Source organism: Halorussus vallis (genome assembly GCF_024138165.1).
GTDB classification, from domain to species: Archaea; Halobacteriota; Halobacteria; order Halobacteriales; family Haladaptataceae; genus Halorussus; species Halorussus vallis.
The window spans coordinates 43,769-60,082 of sequence record NZ_CP100001.1; the positions used below are offsets into that span (position 1 = coordinate 43,769).

At 68.3% G+C, this 16,314-nt stretch carries 14 protein-coding genes; 11 read left to right on the forward strand and 3 right to left on the reverse strand.

All coding sequences use genetic code 11. From position 1 onward, the window contains the following. The first annotated feature begins 106 nt into the window (after positions 1-106). From NGM07_RS20365 to NGM07_RS20405, 9 genes are all read left to right on the forward strand, one after another. The gene (locus NGM07_RS20365) at positions 107-1,873 is read left to right on the forward strand and encodes a spermidine synthase (protein WP_253520732.1); all 1,767 of its coding nucleotides are present in this window, start codon (positions 107-109) and stop codon (positions 1,871-1,873) included. After that, on the forward strand, positions 1,870-2,514 hold the full coding sequence (locus NGM07_RS20370) for a DUF2617 family protein (RefSeq protein WP_253520734.1): 645 nt from the start codon (positions 1,870-1,872) through the stop codon (positions 2,512-2,514). Before NGM07_RS20365 ends, NGM07_RS20370 begins: the two co-directional genes overlap by 4 nt. Beyond that, on the forward strand, positions 2,511-3,464 hold the full coding sequence (locus NGM07_RS20375; RefSeq protein WP_253520736.1) for a DUF8108 domain-containing protein: 954 nt from the start codon (positions 2,511-2,513) through the stop codon (positions 3,462-3,464). The genes NGM07_RS20370 and NGM07_RS20375 overlap by 4 nt, the downstream gene beginning before the upstream one ends. Before the next feature lie 198 nt (positions 3,465-3,662). Beyond that, positions 3,663-6,218, forward strand: a complete 2,556-nt coding sequence (locus NGM07_RS20380; RefSeq protein WP_253520737.1) for a pentapeptide repeat-containing protein — start codon at positions 3,663-3,665, stop codon at positions 6,216-6,218. A 491-nt stretch (positions 6,219-6,709) separates the two neighbouring features. After that, positions 6,710-8,056 (forward strand): amino acid ABC transporter substrate-binding protein, encoded by a 1,347-nt coding sequence (locus NGM07_RS20385; RefSeq protein WP_253520739.1) that lies wholly within the window; start codon positions 6,710-6,712, stop codon positions 8,054-8,056. A gap of 7 nt (positions 8,057-8,063) precedes the next feature. Beyond that, complete coding sequence (locus NGM07_RS20390) at positions 8,064-8,951, forward strand: branched-chain amino acid ABC transporter permease (RefSeq protein WP_253520740.1); 888 nt, start codon at positions 8,064-8,066, stop codon at positions 8,949-8,951. Next, positions 8,952-10,058, forward strand: a complete 1,107-nt coding sequence (locus tag NGM07_RS20395) for a branched-chain amino acid ABC transporter permease (RefSeq protein WP_253520742.1) — start codon at positions 8,952-8,954, stop codon at positions 10,056-10,058. Then, the gene (locus NGM07_RS20400; protein WP_253520744.1) at positions 10,055-10,867 is read left to right on the forward strand and encodes an ABC transporter ATP-binding protein; all 813 of its coding nucleotides are present in this window, start codon (positions 10,055-10,057) and stop codon (positions 10,865-10,867) included. The genes NGM07_RS20395 and NGM07_RS20400 overlap by 4 nt, the downstream gene beginning before the upstream one ends. After that, positions 10,867-11,655, forward strand: coding sequence for an ABC transporter ATP-binding protein (locus tag NGM07_RS20405; RefSeq protein WP_253520745.1), 789 nt, complete (start codon positions 10,867-10,869; stop codon positions 11,653-11,655). Before NGM07_RS20400 ends, NGM07_RS20405 begins: the two co-directional genes overlap by 1 nt. 39 nt (positions 11,656-11,694) lie before the next feature. Here the strand turns inward: NGM07_RS20405 and NGM07_RS20410 are convergent, their stop codons facing one another. Further along, positions 11,695-12,990: an O-acetylhomoserine aminocarboxypropyltransferase/cysteine synthase family protein gene (locus NGM07_RS20410; protein ID WP_253520747.1), complete on the reverse strand. Its 1,296-nt coding sequence runs from the start codon at positions 12,988-12,990 to the stop codon at positions 11,695-11,697. Positions 12,991-13,150: 160 nt separating this feature from the next. Next, positions 13,151-13,552, reverse strand: a complete 402-nt coding sequence (locus NGM07_RS20415; RefSeq protein WP_253520749.1) for a DUF8048 family protein — start codon at positions 13,550-13,552, stop codon at positions 13,151-13,153. A gap of 231 nt (positions 13,553-13,783) precedes the next feature. On the opposite strand from NGM07_RS20415, the gene NGM07_RS20420 reads away from it, so the two are divergent. Further along, a complete protein-coding gene (locus tag NGM07_RS20420) occupies positions 13,784-14,326 on the forward strand; it encodes a hypothetical protein (protein WP_253520750.1) in 543 nt (180 codons plus the stop codon). A gap of 94 nt (positions 14,327-14,420) precedes the next feature. Beyond that, complete coding sequence (locus NGM07_RS20425) at positions 14,421-14,714, forward strand: DUF7553 family protein (protein WP_253520752.1); 294 nt, start codon at positions 14,421-14,423, stop codon at positions 14,712-14,714. A gap of 67 nt (positions 14,715-14,781) precedes the next feature. On the opposite strand, the gene NGM07_RS20430 is transcribed toward NGM07_RS20425, so the two are convergent. Then, positions 14,782-16,140, reverse strand: a complete 1,359-nt coding sequence (locus tag NGM07_RS20430) for a tryptophanase (RefSeq protein ID WP_253520753.1) — start codon at positions 16,138-16,140, stop codon at positions 14,782-14,784. Positions 16,141-16,314 lie beyond the last annotated feature (174 nt).

Consider the following 16,314-nt stretch of genomic DNA (forward strand, 5'->3'; position numbering starts at 1 on the left):
GTACGCCCGCCACCGCACGGCGGCCGATTACCCCTCCGGTCGGGTGCGTCGACGCGCGGTCGCGCGACCGTCCACATTCGAACCCGCCGCCGGTCCCCCATCCACGATGAAGGCAGCGACCCAGACGAAACGGCTGACCCTGCTCGCTCTGACGTACGTCGTCTCGTTCTGTAGCTTCGCCTACGAGTTCGTCTACTCCGAACTGCTGACGGTGATGTACGGCGGCACCGTGACCCAGTACGTCATCACGGTGGGACTGTACTTCTTCAGCCTCGGAATCGGGTCGGCGCTGTCGGACGACCTCGACGCCGACGCGCCGTCGAACTTCTTCCGGACCGAGGTTTACCTCGCGGCAGTCGCGCCCGCCGGATTCATGCTCATCGTCGGCTTGAACAGCGTCGCGATTCCGAAGGCCGTCCCGAACGAACTGATATGGGTGCTGGCGCGACTCCCGGCGGTCGCGGTCGGCTTCCTCTCGGGGTTCGAACTCCCGCTGTTGACCCGGATGGTCGACGACCTCGAAACCGAGTCGCGGCTCCTCCCCCGTCGGGTCACCGGCGCGTTCGCCCGAATTCACCGCCTCGCGCTCGGGGTCGTCGGCCTGTTCTGGTCGGTCGAGCGCCGCGAGGGCGAGCGCAGCGGTCTGTCGGTCGTGCTGGCGCTCGACTACGTCGGCGGCCTGTTCGGCGCGGTCGTCTACGCCCGGGTGCTCTACCCGAAACTCGGCCTCGTCCCCACCATCTTCGTGCTGGCGCTGCTCAACGCCGTCGCCGCGCTCGCGTTCGTCGCGCGGTTCAGCGACCGGCCCTGGGGGCTGTTCGCCGGCGAGGACCGGTCGCTGGTCAGCCGCGAGTCGCGGGCGCTGTTCGCCGTCTGCCTGCTGTTGACGGCGGCCTACGGCGGTGCGGTCGTCGAGCACGAGCGGGTCGACCGCGGCGTGACCGAACTCTACCTCGAACGCCAGATAGAGTCCGAGTACGCGAAGGGCGCGATGAAAGCGGAGATCACGAGCCAGACGACCACGAAGTACCAGCACGTCGTCCGGTATCGGCGGACCTGGACCGGCGCGGGCGACAACCCCCACTTCGAGGGCGACACCGAGGAGTGTCTGCGACTCGGGACGGCGGTCCAGCTCTGCGAGAGCTGGGCCGACTCCTACCACCAGGGACTGGTCGACGTGCCGATGTCGATGTACGACCACTCGCCGGAGACGAACGTCCTCGTGGTCGGCGGCGGCGACTGGATCGCGGTCGACCACCTCCGGAAGTACAACGTGAGCGTCGACCACGTCGACCTCGACGCCGAGTTCATGGCGACGGCGCGCAACGACTCGTTCTACGCCCGCTGGCACGACGACGCCTACGAGTACGACCGGCTGAACACCACCGTCGGCGACGGCTACGCGTTCCTGAAGCGGACGAACGAAACCTACGACCTCGTGTTGCTCGACCTGCCGGGCGCGACCGACAGCGACCTGCTGAAACTCTACTCGAAGGAGTTCTACTCGTCGCTGCGCCGCCACCTCGAACCCGACGGGACCGTGGTGACCTGGGCGTACTCGCCCGACGGCTACCCCCAGCACCACAAGGCCTACGTCAACACCGTCCGGGCCGCGGGCTTCGACCGCTACCTGCCCTACTCGTCGTGGGAGGACGTGGACGCCGACGGCGAAGTCGAGCGCGTCGAGCGGTTCTACGTCCTCGCGCCCGGCCCGCGCGAACAACTCCCGGTCGCCGAGGGAACCGACTACGTCCGGAAGTACCGCGACCGCTACCGGGACCTCCGGTGGCGCGAGATGCCCCGCTACCGCGGCGTGGGCGTGAACTCGCTGTTCCACCCGAACTACGACATCATCATCGACGACTGGCCATGACTCCAGACGAACCCCCCGCGCCGGACGACGTCACCGAACTCCACTTCGCCTACGCGACCGACGCGCCGAGTCTCGACGCCTTCGACGTGAAGGCCGTCGTCCCCGCGGAACTCCTCGGTCGACCGGCCGCGCTCACGGTCATCGGCGCGTCCCACTACGTCGGCGTCCCCGACCTCGGCTACCACGAACTCTGTTCGTGCCGGCCGCCGACGGCGGCCGGCACGGACGCGGACGGTTTCGCGGGCGCCGACGCCTTCGCGACCCCGCTGGAGGTGGGCGTCGAGCGCAAATTTGGATTCGAAACCGACCGCCTGCGCGCGGAAACCCGCGCCGACGTGCGCGACATCGACGCGTTCCCCGGCGCGGCCGACGCCGACGCGTCCTACAGGTTCGGTCCCGGGGCGTGGACGACCATCGAACTCGGCGCGTCGCGCCGGACTGCTCGCCCCTCCGCCCGCTACGAGACGTACCACACGTACCCCGAGTACGGCCTCGCCGTCTACACCGAGACGCGACTGACGCTCTGCGCCGAGGGTGCAACCTCCGACTCGGCCGACGAGCGACCGGCCGACGACCCACGCGAGTCGACCGACCGCGAAAACACCCCGCCGACCGACACTCCCCACTCACACCACCCATGACCGACGAGACCGACACCTACAGCGGCGACGTGACGCTCAGCGGCCACGAGGACGCCCCCGTGGCGGTTCAGGACCCCGAAGATGTGTTCTTCCGCACCGGGAGCGTCTCGGGCGACGTGGAACTCCGGAACCCCGAGTACGTCTTCACCCACCAACCCACCGGCGACGCCGAGGTCGGCGACCCCGAGACGGTCGTTCGCGGCGACCTCGAAGACGGCTACACCGAAACCGGCGGCGTCGACGGCGACGTCGCGGTCGAGGACGCCGGCGACGTGTTCGTCCCGGCCGACGCCGCGGCGGGCGGCCTCGCTGTCGTCGGCGCGGAGAACGTCTACTCGGACGACGCGGGACCGTCTCGGGACCCCGACGAGTACGACGTCTCGCTCACCGGGTGGAAGCAGTCCGGCCGGGTCAGCGACCCCGACACGGGCGTCTACGTCACGGGCGCTCACCACGAGGTGACGGTCGAGAAGGCCCGCCGGGACCTCGACATCTACGTCGTCGGCCACGGCCACACCGTCGAGATTTCGGGGCGGAACGCCGCCGTCTCGGTGCGGTTCCTCGGCTACGAGAACACCGTCGAACGCGGGCCGTACCTCACGGCCGACGTGGTCGCCGACACCGGTTTCGACAACGAGGTCGCCGCCGAACCGTACCCCGTCGAGGACCTGATAGAGGTGCCGAAGGCCGAGGCGTTCTCGAACGCCGGGTTCGGCCGGAAGAAGGTCACCTTCCAGGTGCCCGCCGACGGCGACGACTGGTGTCCCAACTGCGGCGAACCTGCCGACGCCATCGTCGAACGCCACCAGATGGAGGCGTGGTTCCTCTTCGGCCACCCGATACGGACCTACGACCGCTCGACCAACCCGGCCCGCGAGTGCGAACACTGCTCGCCCAACGCCTTCGACGCGACGCTCACCGCCGAGGAGCGCCGCGACGTGCTGAAGTGACCCCCGCCCGCGCAGAATCGAGCGCCGGACCGCGATTTCGGGAGCGACGACCCGACGCCCCCGAATTCGACCGTTCGACCCGGCACGAAACCCCAAATCTATATATCGCTGTGGTGAACAATCGAGGAGACGTGAGAGCTACCCCCGCGAACCGTCTGACGAACGACCCCGCCCTCCGCTCCCCGCACCTTCGAACCCATGGCAGGAACTGAAGACGAACCGACGGACGAATCGGACCGCGAGTCGCCCAATCGCTCGGCGGCCGGGCGCGCGCCGCCGACCCGGCGCGGATCGACGAACGGACGCGTCCCCGAGAACGGGTCGGCGCCCGTGACGCGCGAGAACGGGTTCGACCACGGCCGCGCGTCCGCCGATGGAGAGGGCGAGGACCCGCAGGACGAGTCGTCGCCGTCCCCGTCGGCCGACAGGTCGCGGACCCCGTCGTCCCGCGACGACCCGTCGACCTGCCGGTACGCCTTCGACCCGACCCAGAAGACCGACGCCCACCTCCAGACGACGTGGGAGTGCCCGCACGCCGCCCACGCCGACAGCGAGTTCTGCGTGTTCCACATGAACTACGACGAGCGCAAGGCCTGCGGCGTGACCGCCGCAGACGTGGTCGCTCGCCTCAAGGAGAACCTGAAAGCCGAAGACACCCGCGCGAACGAGTACGTCGGTGCCGACCTCCCGCACCTCTCGCTGACCTACCAGGACATCAACGGCGACACCAACCACGTCATCAACTTCCAGCACGCCGACATCGACGGCATCGACATCACCCACGGCCGCCTCGACCAGGGGCTGAACCTCCGGGAGGCCACGGTCGGCACCCTCAAACTCGAGGACGCCATCGTCACCGGCCTGTTCGAGGCCCCCGGCATCACCGTCGAGGAGGCGTTCGTGACCGACGAGTCGACGTTCCACCAGGACGTCCACTTCGAGGACGCCGACTTCCGCGGGCCGGTCGACTGCGACGAGGCGACGTTCACCGAGGACACCAGTTTCGCGGGCGCGACGTTCCACGACGTGGCGCACTTCCGGAACGTCGAAACCAGCGGCACGAGCCACGTCCTCGAAGACCGCGTCTCGTTCGCCGACGTCGAGTTCCGCGACGACACCAGTTTCCGCCAGGCCGACTTCGAGTACGCCACCTTCGAGGGCGCGACGTTCCACGCCGAGTCGGACTTCGAACACGCCGTCTTCGACGGCGACGCCCAGTTCGACCGCGTCACCTTCCACCAGGTCGCCGACTTCGACGAGGCCCGGTTCGACGACGACGTGAGCTTCGAGGAGGCCCGGTTCATGGCGCTGGCGGAGTTCCGCGGCGTGGAGTTCAACGGCGGCAGTCGGACCTCCGACGACGACGTGACCTTCGAGAACGCGATTTTCGAGGGCGAGGCCGACTTCAAACTCGCGCGGTTCCGGTTCGCCGACTTCAAGGACGCGACGTTCGAGGGCGACCTGAACTTCGACCGCGCGCGGTTCGACGCCCGGGCCGACTGCCACCGCATCTCGGTCGCGGGGCAGACCGACCTCCGGCGAGTCGAGTTCGTCGACACCGTCAACTTCGACGGGAGCGAGTTCGCCGACGAGGTGACCGCCGTCGAGGCCGAGTTCGGCGGCGACGCCGACTTCGTGAAGGCGACCTTCGACGCTGTCGCTCGGTTCACCGAGGCCCGCTTCCGCGAGGACGCGAGCTTTCGGGCCGGTACCTTCCGCGACCGGGCGGTGTTCCGCGGCGCGGTGTTCGAGGGCGAGGCCAAGCACCTGGAGGAGAACGCCTCCTTCGAGGAGGTGGCGTTCCTGTCGAGCGCGGACTTCGAGGCCGCACGGTTCACCAACGCCTCGTTCCGGGACGCGACGTTCCACGACGAGTGTCGGTTCCGGCGCGCCGAGTTCCTCGACGGGGTCAACTTCCGGGTGCACGCCGGCGACGACGACGTGTACGTCGACCTCACCGAGGCGACGGTCGAGGGCGGTTCGGTGGTCCTGGCCGGCGGCGACCCGGTGCTGTACGACTTCACCAGGGCGACGGTCGGCGAACTCCAGTTGGAGAGCGAGGGGAGCGAACACGAACTGCTCGACCACTTCCGCATCTGTCTCACCGACTTCGACCACTTCGACTTCAGCAACCACCACGGCTACCTGGAGCGCAACGACTGGAACGTCCACGCCTTCCTCGGCGACGACCGGCCGGCCACGCCCACGCCGACCGTCGAGATGACCGACGAAGTGATCGAGGAGACCTACCGGAAGGCCCAGGACAGCGCCGACGCGGTCGGCGACACGCCCGCCTCCCGGGAGTTCGAGTTCAAGCGCTACTACTACAACCGCAGGAAGAACCTCGACATCGTCCGCAACGAGTACTCGCTCAACGGGTGGAGTCGGGCGAAGAAGGCCTCCAGCGTCGCGCTCAACTACTTCATGCAGTTCACCTGCGGCTACGGCAACCGCCTGCCGCGAATCGCGGCGCTCACCTTCTTCCTCCCGGCGCTGTTCGGCGTCCTCTACGTCCTCGGCGGGCCGTTCCAGACCCAGGCGGGCGTCCTCTGGAGCGACGGTACCATCGACCCGACGGTGCTGTTCGACGGGCTGTACTACAGCTACATCAGCTTCAGCACCATCGGCTATGGCGACATCGGGCCGGTCGGCTGGGCCGCGAAGCTCCTGGCGATGAGCCAGGGGATGTTGAACGGGTTGTTCTTCACCCTGCTCACGTTCACGCTGTTCAAGCGGGTACTGGGTGGGAGCTAGGTTCGCCCGACTTTTCTCCGGTTCTTCGCGTTCTTCCGTGTCGCTCGCGCCGACGAGCACATTCGCGGAAGGATCGGCGGTGGTCCGTCTTTCGCGGCGACAGCGCCCGCGCGGGCGCTGTCGCCGACGTCGCGGATGACGAATTTTGCTCGCGACTCTGCGGGAACGAGGACGCGACTCGGCGGTTGACGCAGTGGCGGGCGATGGACCCGAACGTCGCACGACTGCAGGTGGTACGTCGGGCCGCGAACGGCGACCGCTTTCCGTCCTCCGACGAGCACCGCGGGACGTCCTCCCCGCGTCGTTTCGGGACCGAAATTGGCGCTCCGCTCGCCCGGAACCGCCCGACGCTCGCCGAGAGAAACGGTCGATTTCGACCGCGACAATCCTCGTTGCTCCCGTCGAGCTTACGTCCATCTACGCTTTCTCGGACGGGTACATATTGAATAATAATTAAAGTTATGGCCTCACCTCCCGACCACGGGAAAGGGATGCGAACCGACACGTCACGACGACAGTACCTCAGGGCGACCGGCGCCGCGGGCGTCACGGTGCTGACGGGAATCGGGGGAGCGGCGGCACAGAACCAGACTATCACGCTCGGCGGGTCGATGAGTCTCTCGGGGGACAACGCCGACCTCGGGCAACTCTACCGGGATTCGTACCGGCTGACCATCCGGCGAATCAACGAGGCGGGCGGGGTCAAGGCGGGCGACGGCAACACCTACCGGTTGGAGATGATTCTCCGGGACGACGAGAGCGACGCCTCGACCAGCAGGGCCATCTACCAGGAACTCATCGACCGCCAGGGGGTGAACTACCTGCTCGGGCCGTACTCCAGCACCGTCACGCTCCCGGCGTCGGCGGTCGCTGCCCAGAACCAGAAACCGATGGTCGAGGGCGGCGGGGCGAGCCCTGAAATTTTCAGTCAGGGCAACGAGTGGATATTCGGCCTGCTGCCGACCGCAGACAAGTATCCGCTGTCGAGCATCGATATGGCGATGGCCCAGGACCAACCGCCGAAAGCGGCGGCCCTGCTCGCGGAGAGCGACACCTTCAGCCAGAGCTCCGCGAAGGGGGCGCGCCAGAAGCTGAAGCAGGCCGGCGTGAACGTCGCGGTCGACCAGACGTTCCCCAGCGAAACCTCCGACCTCTCGACGATTCTCGGGCAGGTCCGGAGCAGCCCCGCGGATATCCTCATCCTCGCAGCCCACCAGAAGCACGCGGTCATCCTGGCCAAGCAGATGGAGGCCCAGAATGTCGACGTCGACATGGCGATGGCGACCGTCGGGAGCCTCACCGCCTCGTTCAAGCAGCAGACCGGCGAGAACGGCGACTACATGTACGGGCCGAGTTCGTGGGCCATCAACGCGGACTTCCAGGACAGCGTCTTCGGGTCTACGAGCGGGTTCGTCGACGCGATACAGAGCGAGTACGGCTACCAACCCGATTACCACAACGCGGCCGGCGCGGCCGTCATCGAGACGTTCCAGCGGGCGTTCCAACAGGTCCAGAACCTGACCCCGACGAACGTCAGGAACGCCATTCGGGACATCCAATTCCCGAGCGCGTACGGCGACATCTCGTTCGGCCAGAACGGCGTCATCAGCAAGAACATGCTCGTCTACCAGTGGCAGCCACCCCAGGCCGGCGGCGCGACCCAGACGGGCGACGGTAACGCGACCGCCGCCGGGAACGGGACTGCGACCCAGACCGGAAACGGCACCGCGACGCGGGGCGGCGGCGCCGGCGGGTCGTCTCGGAAGACCATCGTCTGGCCCGAGCAGGTCCAGCAGCGCCCGCCGATCTACCCGATGCCGGACTGGTCGAGGCGGTAGCCGACGGATGGCCGTCACACAGTTCGTCGTCAACGGCCTGCTGGTCGGAGCGCTGTTCGCCGCCGTCGCGGTCGGATTCGCGCTCATCTGGGGCGTCGTCGGCATCATCAACCTCGCCCACGGGGAACTGGTGATGCTCGGGGGGTACGTCACGTACTGGCTGGTGGCGTTCGCCGGAGGCGTCCGGTCGCCGTGGCTTGTGCTGTCGACGGTTCCCGTCGCCGTCGCGGTGCTGTACGTGGTGGGATACTTGCTCCAGCGACTGCTCGTCACCCGAATCAGCGAGGCCGACCTCTTTCTGACTCTGCTGGTGACGTTCGGCGTCAGCATCGTCCTCCAGCAACTCGCGATTCAGGCCTGGAGCGCCACGCCGCGGACGGTCGGAGTCGCGTTCGCGGAACCGTCGCTAATCGTGGCCAGCGTCGTCGTCCCGAAACTGAAACTCATCGCGTTCGCGGGCGCCATCGCGCTGACGCTCGCGTTGTGGGCCTACCTCCGGCGAACCCGCCGCGGACGGGCGATTCGAGCGGTCGCCCAGAACCCCGAAGCCGCCCGGTTGGTCGGCATCGACGTGGCCCACACCCGCGCGGTGACGTTCGGCCTGTCGGCGGCCATCGCGGGCGGAACCGGGAGTTTCGTCGCGATGATTCTGAACATCCAGCCCCAGATGGGGCTGGTGTACACGCTCAAGAGCTTCGTCATCGTCGTCTTCGGCGGCCTCGGGAGCATCCCCGGGGCGCTCGTCGGCGGCCTGCTGTTGGGGTCGGTCGAAGAGCTGACGGCGGGGTTGGTCGGGAGCCAGTGGACGCTGGCGGTCAGCTTCTCGCTGCTCATCGTGCTGTTGCTCGTCAGGCCGAGCGGACTGTTCGGCCGCCCGATAGAGGAGGGCGAGTAGATGGCCGAGCGAAACGCCACCGCCGAGGACGCCGGCGGACTCTCGCGGCTGCTGGCCGCGTCGAGTCGCCACGCGTGGGTCCTCCTCGGCGCACTGGTGGTGGTCGCAGCGGCCCTGCCGGCGCTCGGACTCTCGGGCTTCTACATGACGGTCGTGGCCGAGATGTTCGTCTTCGCCGTGCTGGCGCTGTCGTGGGACTTCGTCGGCGGCCAGACGGGCTACCCGAGCTTCGGCAACATGGCGTTCTTCGGGTTCGGCGCGTACACGACCGCCATCCTGCTGAAGGACGTCGGTGTCGCCTTCCCGGCGGCGGTGCTGGTCGCCGGCCCGGTCGCGATGGCGTTCGCGCTCGTCATCGGCCTCGCGGTCCTCCGCCTGCGCGGGGGTTACTTCGCCATCGCCACGCTCGGCGTGTTGCTGGTCTCGGTCCAGCTCAGCCGCAACTTCGAGTTCACGGGCGGGGCCAGCGGAAAGATACTGTTCGACGTGCCGCCGGAACTGACCTTCTACTACGTCTTCCTCGCTATTCTGGCGGTCGAGACCGCGGCGGTCCTCTACCTGACCCGGACCCAGTTCGGCTACGTGCTGAACGCCATCCGGGACGACGAACCCCGGGCGGTCGCGATGGGCGTCGATACCACCTACTACAAGACGGCGGCGTGGATGCTCTCGGCGCTGTTCACCGGTTGGGTCGGCGGCGCGTGGGGGACGTTCAACACCTTCATCGACCCCCAGACCGCCTACAACCTCGGCTGGAACGTCGAACTCATCACGATGGCGCTCATCGGCGGGGCGGGCACCGTCGCCGGTCCCATCCTCGGCGCGTTCGTGCTCACGCTCGTCATCTTCGCGGTCAACACCGTCTTTCCGGGATGGCAGTTGGTCGCGCTTGGCCTCGTCATCGTCGCCACCGTCCTGTTGCTACCCGACGGCATCGTGGGCACCGTTCAGGAACGCGCGGCGGCGATGGAGTACTATCAGGTGAGCGGTGGTGCCGCCCCGGACGACACCGAGCGCGACCGGGCCGGAGACGGGGGAGACGGAGGCGGGAGCCGAGACCGAGAGGGTGGGGACCCCGAGCGCGATTCGGAGGTGACCGACCCGTGAGCGGCGACGCCGACGCCCCCGAATCCGCTTCGCGCGCCGACGCGCCGACCGGCGCGTCGGCGCGCGATGCGGACGACCCCGTCCTGCGCGTCGAGGGCGTGACCAAGCGGTTCGGCGGCCTGACCGCGGTCGACGACGTCGACGCCGAGATCCACGACGGGGAGATCGTCGGGCTCATCGGCCCGAACGGATCGGGGAAGACGACGCTGTTCGACTGCATCACCGGCCGACTCGACCCGGAGGAGGGGTCGATTTCGCTCCGCGGTCGGGAGATAACCGGTCGGCCCGAACACCGCATCGCGGCGGCCGGCCTCGGCCGGATGTTCCAGCACACCCGGGTGTACGGCGGGATGTCGGTCCTCCGGAACCTCCTCGTGGCGGCGAGCGAGGACCGGCGGCCAACGCGGCTGTTCCGGCCGCCGAGCGACGCGGCCCGCGAGCGCGCCGAGGAGCTTCTCGGGCAGGTGAACCTCTGGGAACTCCGCCGGATGCGGGCCGGGCGGATGAGCTTCGGCCAGCAGAAGCTCCTGGAGTTCGCGATGGTGCTGATGACCGACCCGGACGTCCTGTTGATGGACGAACCCGCGGGCGGCATCAACCCCTCGATGATACGCCGGATGCTCGACTACATCCGCGAGGCCAACGAGGGCGGGTTGACGATCTTCCTCATCGAACACAACATGGACGTGGTGATGGACGTCTCCGAGCGCGTGTACGTCCTCGCCCACGGCGAGAAGATAGCCGAGGGGACGCCGGCCGAGATTCAATCGGACGACCGCGTCCTCGACGCCTACCTGGGGAGGGAGTGATGTCGGCCGACCGCGACTCGGACGCCGACGCCGACGTCGGTTCCGACGCCGCCGTCGACTCGGACCGCACCGACGGCGACGCGCTGCTCTCGCTCGTCGGCGTGACCGCCGGCTACGGGAACACGACGGTCGTCCACGACGTCGACCTCGCGGTTCCGAAGGGCCAAATCGCCTGCCTCGTCGGCCCCAACGGGTCGGGCAAGAGCACCGTGATGAAGGCCATCTACGGTTTCGCCGACGTGTTCGCGGGCACCGTCTCGTTCGACGGCGAGGACGTGACCGGCCGCGACCCCAAGGACAGTCTGCGGTCGGGGATGAGCTACGTTCTCCAGTCCCCGAGCGTCTTCCCGGAGATGTCGGTCCACGAGAACATGTTGATGGGCGGGTACGTCTTCGACGACGACGAGCGGGCCGCCGCCCGGGCCGAGCAACTGTACGAGGAGTTTCCGCGGCTCACCGACCTGCGAGACCAGGAGGCGGGGATGCTCTCGGGCGGCGAGCGCCGACTGCTCGAACTCGCGCGGGGCCTGATGGTCGAACCCGAACTGATGCTGCTCGACGAACCGTCCATCGGCCTGGAACCGGCGTACATCGAGCAGGTGTTCGACAGGATTCGGCAGTTGAACGACTTCGGGACGACCATCCTGCTGGTCGAACAGAACGCCGAGAAAGGCCTCTCGGTGGCCGACCGGGGCTACGTGCTGGCGAGCGGAGAAATCAAGCACGCCGGGTCGGGCGCCGAACTGCTCGAAGACGAGGAGGTCGGTCGGCTCTACCTCGGCGGGTGAGCGGCGGCGCTCGCAAAAGAGGGACGTGGTCGGGGAGTCCTACGTCGCCGCGTCGATGGCGGCTTCCAGGTCGGCGATGATGTCGCCGGGGTCCTCGATGCCGACCGACAGGCGCACGAGGTCGTCGGTCACGCCGGACGATTCCTTCTCTTCGTCGGTGAGTTGCTGGTGGGTGGTGCTCGCGGGGTGGATGATGAGCGTCTTGGCGTCGCCGACGTTCGCCAGCATGCTCGCGAGGCTGGTCGACTCGACGGTCGTGCGGGCGGCGTCGTAGCCACCCTCGAGTCCGAAGGTTATCATCCCGCCGTAGCCGCCATCCAGGTACTCGCTGGCGTTGTCGTGGGTCGGGTGCGACTCGAGGCCCGGGTAGTTCACCCACGCGACGTCGTCGTGGTCCTCGAGGAACTCGGCGACGACCATCGCGTTCTCGCAGTGGCGCTCCATTCGGAGCGGGAGCGTCTCGAGTCCCTGGATGGTCTGCCAGGCGTCGAAGGGCGCCTGCTGGTTGCCCAGGTCGCGCAGGCCGCGGGCGATGGCGGCGTAGGTGAACGCCGCGTCGCCGAACGTCTCCGCGAAGTTGACGCCGTGGTAGGCGGGGTTGTCCGCGGCGAGTTCCGAGTACTTCTCGGCGTGGTCGGCCCACGGGAAGCTTCCACCGTCGACGACGACGCCGCCGACGGTCGTGCCGGAGCCGTGGAGCCACTTGGTCGTCGAGTTCCACACCAGGTCGGCGCCGTGCTCGATGGGCCGGCAGAGGTGGGGCGTCGCGAAGGTGTTGTCGACGAACAGCGGGACGCCGTTGTCGTGGGCGATGTCGGCGATACGGGCGATGTCCGGCGTGTCGAGCGCCGGATTCCCGATGGTTTCGAGGTGGACGTAGGCGGTGTCGCCGTCGATGGCCTCCTCGTAGGCGTCGTAGTCGAGCGTGTCGACGAACCGGGTGGAGATGCCCCGGCGCTCGACGGTGTGGGTGAAGTAGGTGTAGGTGCCGCCGTACAGCGACGAGGCGGTGACGACGTTGTCGCCGGCCTCCGCTAGCAGGAAGGTGGTCAGGTCGAGCGCGGCCATCCCCGAGGACGTGACGGCCGCCCCGACGCCGCCTTCGAGCGCCGCTAGGCGCTCCTGGAGCGTTTCGAGCGTCGGGTTCATTAGCCGGGAGTAGATGTACCCCGGCTCTTCGAGCGCGAACTGCGCGGCGGCGTCCTCGGCGTCGTCGAAGACGTAGGACGTGGTCTGGTACAGCGGCGGCGCGCGGGCCCCGGTCGCGGGGTCCGGTTCCTGGCCGGCGTGTAGCGAGTCGGTGGCGAACGAGCGTTCGTCGTTGTCGTCGCTCATACGGACTCCAATACTCTCACTGGTAATAGAGGACCGGTGACTGGTGAACGTTGCCGCGGTCGGTGACGCGAAGGGCGTCGCGGGACCTCGCGGTCGCCCCGCGAGAACCGGTTCGCGAAACCTCGCGTTCGCTCCGCGAGAATATTCGCCCTGCGGGAGTTCAGACGTCCTGACCGTACAGCGGCGGTTCGTCGGCGGTGTCGGTCACTACGAGCGGTTCGCTGTCCTCGAACATCTCCGCGACGGTCTCGCGCTCGCCGCGCGCTTCCGCGGAGTCGAGCATCGCCTGCCGGTGGACCTCGCGCGCGGCGTCGAGGCGGTCGCCCGAGAGGTCGAGTTCGTGCCCGAGCGTCTCCCAGATGCCGTCGCCGTAGAGGTAGTAGGCCTCCTCGTCGCGCCAACCGTAGTTGTGCTCCGAGGAGTACTCGTACTCGCCGTCGCCCCTGGCTATCGCGTCCTGGATGCGGTCGAGCGCGTCGTTCGCGTCGTCGACGTCGACGCCGTACTCCTCGGCGACCGTCGAAACCCGGTCGCGCGAGAAGGGATGGGATGCGGTGGTCATCGTCCCCGGCAACTACCGGCCCGACACATAGCAAACTAACGGCGGATTCGCCCCGGTCGGTCCGAGCGGGCGACGGAGTCGCCCGCCCTCGCGTCTGTCGGACCCGTCGGCGCGTCGGTCGGACTCGGCGCGCCGAGTCCGACAGTACAAGGGCCTCGGCGTGCGTAGTCGACGCATGGACACCCGAACGACCGGGACCCGACCGAACGACGGCGTCCTCCGGAACGCCACATGACGACCTTCGTCGAGGACGTCCGTGCGATACCGGACGGTGACGCGGCCGCGCTGACCCGCCGGCTGACCGAGCGCATCGAGACCATCGGCGAGGCGCTCGACCTGCTGGAGGAGTGGACCGAGGCGAGTCGGACGACCCGCACCGAGTTGGCCTCGCAGTACGAGGCGGCGAAGACCCTCGCGCGCGACGAGATTCGAGAGGCGACGGGCGAGAGCGCGGAGGACCTCCCGGCCGAGGACCTGCTGGACCACCCGGCGGTCGACGACCAGACCAAGCGCCGGCTTCGGGAGTACAGTACCAAACTGTTCGTCTACCTCGACGAGGAGAGTTCCTACGGCGAGGCGCGCTCGGAGCTGTTGCGCTCGCTGGGGGACGAACTCGACCTCTACAAGCGACTCCTGCCGGAGCTAGAGTCGGGCGAGACGTCGGTCGGCGACGCCCGAGAGCGCATCGCGGCGTTCGCCCGCGAGGAGATCGGACCGGACGACAGCACTGCCGCCGACGTGGTGCTCGAATCGACGCCGGACGCCGAGGAGTGAGCCGAATCCGGGTCCACGGCGGCGTCGCGCGGTCCGGACCGCGCGACGCCGCCGCTTCGGAACTTCCTTGACGCCCGATGCGGTAGTCGCTCGCATGAGCGAGAACAGCAGAGCTGAGCTTCGCCAGGCGGCCGACCGACTCGACGACGTTCGAGAGCGCGCGTCCGACGACGAGGCCGCCGAGCGCCTCGACTCGCTGTCCGGCCAACTCCGCAAGATGGCCGACGGCGACCGCGGACCGGACCACGGCCGACTCGCCCGAATCCAGCACACCATCGACGACATCGAGGACGACCTCGCCGACTCCGACCCCGACGCGGCGGGCGACGACCTCGACGCGGCGCTCGAACACGTCGTGAGCTACCGCGAAACCGTCCAGGGCGTCTGAACGCGCGTCGCAGTTCTAGAACGGCTGCGTATTTTCGAGAAACCTCGTCGCCGCTCGCCGAGCGTCGCTACTCCGTTATCGGCCGGAGCTCCGCGCTGAAGTGGCGGAGTTCGGCCATCCCCGGTTCGTCGACGATTTCGAGGCCCGAAACCTCGCCCGCGTCCCGTCGCTCGGCCACCGCCTCGAACGTGTCGGCGACGTGCTCGAGGTGGTCGGCGCCGTACGTTCGGCGTGGGACCGCGAGTCGCACCAGTTCCGGCCGGTCGGTGTCGGGGAACGCGAAACTCCCGAGTTCGACCCCGCGCACCCCGCCTTCGCGGTAGAGCTCGCAGACCAGCGCCTGGCCGGGGAACTCCTCGGCCGGAATCTCGGGGAAGAACCGGGCGGCGTCGACGTAGACGGCGTGGCCGCCGGTCGGTCGGTGGACCGGCACGTCCCGGTCGGCCAGCAGGTCGCCGAGTCGCCGGACCTGCTCGACACGGTCGGCGACGTACTCCTCGGTCACGGCCTCCCGGAGGCCCACCGCGAACGCTTCGAGGTCGCGGCCCGCCATCCCCCCGTAGGTCGTAAAGCCCTCGTAGAGGATACCCCGTTCCCTGGCGCGCTCGTAGAGGCCGTCGAGTTCGGGGTCGTCGCCGACGCCGACGAAACCGCCGACGTTGACCAGACCGTCCTTCTTGCCGCTCATGACCACCGCGTCGGCGTAGGACAGTTGCTCGCGGGCCACCTCGGCGACCGAGGCGTCGGCGAACTCGGCCTCGCGCTCCCGGACGAAGTAGGCGTTCTCGGCGAACCGGCAGGCGTCGATGACCAGCAGGGCGTCCAGTTCGTCGGCGACCTCGCGGGCCGCCCGGACGTTCTCGACGCTGACCGGTTGGCCGGCCAGCGAGTTGTTGGTGACGGTGACGAGCACCGCCGGAATCTTCTCGGCGCCGACTTCCTCGGCCAGGTCGCGGACCTTCTCGACGTCGAGGTCGCCGGCGAACTCACGGTCGCTCGACAGCGCGCCCTCGACGGGGCAGTCGACCGCCGTCGCGCCGTTGTTGGCGATGTGTGCCCGGGTGGTGTCGAAGTGGGTGTTGTTCGGCACGTAGTCGCCATCCTCGACCAGCGCGCCGTAGAGGACGTTCTCTGCGCCGCGGCCCTGGTGGGCGGGGACAATCCGCTCGAAGCCCATCACGTCCGAGACCGCCGACTCCAGACGCTCGAAGCTCTGGCTCCCCGCATAGGCCTCGTCGCCGCGCATCAGGGCCGCCCACTGCTCGTCGCTCATCGTCCCGGTCCCGCTGTCGGTGAGTAGGTCGACGAACACGTCGCCGGAGTCGAGATTGAAGACGTTGTATCCCGCACCCGACAGATTCGCCTCGCGCTCCTCGCGGTCGGGGAGCCGAATCGGCGTGACCACCTTCGACTTGTACGCTCTCATGTGGCGGGCCACGACGACCTGCGATATATTAGTGGCGCGATACTTCCGTCCATCAGTGACCCACACCGCGGTCCGGTCGCCGACTCTGGTCGTCACCGAACTGGTTCGGCGCGGTCGGAGTCGGCGTCCGGGTCGGACCCGAGGGACGGAGCCGTCAGGATTATTGTCGCGGTG